1 protein-coding gene is annotated in these 957 nt (G+C 39.9%); it reads right to left on the bottom strand.

Going from position 1 to position 957, the window contains the following annotated elements:
* On the bottom strand, nucleotides 1–869 hold an 869-nt coding region (locus tag GQR55_RS19960), incomplete at its 3' end, for an IS30 family transposase (RefSeq protein ID WP_166421960.1).
* Nucleotides 870–957: the final 88 nt, after the last annotated feature.

The following is a 957-nucleotide window of genomic DNA, read 5'->3' as shown; positions in this document are numbered from 1 at the left end:
GCCTGTATTTCTGCTTCACTTAGCGCCATAAAGTCAGTTCCCTTGGGGAAGAAGCGTCTAAGTAAGCCGTTGGTATTCTCATTTATGCCCCGCTCCCATGATGAATATGGGTGAGCGAAATACACATCAGCTTCTAATTTTTGTGCAACATGCTCATGGTGAGCAAACTCTTTTCCATTATCTAAAGTCACGGTAATAACCTTACCTTTATATGGTGTCATACACTTGATCAGCGCATCGGCTGTTATTTTCGCATGCTTGCTTTCAATTCTGTGAACAACTGTATATAACGTTTTACGTTCAACCATTGTGACAAGGGCATTTTTACGCCCTTTGCCTATCACTGTATCGCCCTCCCAATCACCAATCCTAGACTTTGAATCCACAATACTTGGGCGTTCATCAATACTGACTCGATTAACTATCTGTCCACGTTTATCGTAGCTTCCATAGCGTTTCTTATACTTTTTACATGCACGAGTGAGTGTCTTATGTAGTTCACCACCACGAGCCTTGTCTCTGTAAATATATTGATAAATCGTTTCATGATGCAAAATGACCTTTTTCTCTAAAGCTAAGCGGCCTGCCACCTGCTCTGGCGAAAGTCCGTCAACCAACAATTTATTAATCCAGTCAGTAACATCATCTGTTAACTTAATTGCTTTGAAAGATGACTTGCGTCTTTGCTCTGCAAAATTATTGGCTTGGTTAGGTCGATAGCCTTTAAGCCCTTTATTGCGTTTTAACTCTCTAGAGATAGATGACGGTGAACGAGTTAGTTCATCAGCTATCTGTTTTTGGTTATTTCCTGCTTTTATTAACGCGTAAATCTGGTATCTTTCTTCTTGTGTCAGCTGTTTATATTTCATTAAAGCAATTTCCTTTGGCGAGAAAATGGCCGAATTATAACAGCTGGCCATCTAATCTGAGAAATTGCACTTATTATCCGAATTTAGG

The organism is Pseudoalteromonas sp. Z1A8, assembly GCF_011378855.1.
In the GTDB taxonomy this organism is placed as follows: domain Bacteria; phylum Pseudomonadota; class Gammaproteobacteria; order Enterobacterales; family Alteromonadaceae; genus Pseudoalteromonas.
The sequence above is the reverse complement of the archived record's forward strand: the minus strand, read 5'-3'. Positions and strand labels throughout refer to the sequence as shown.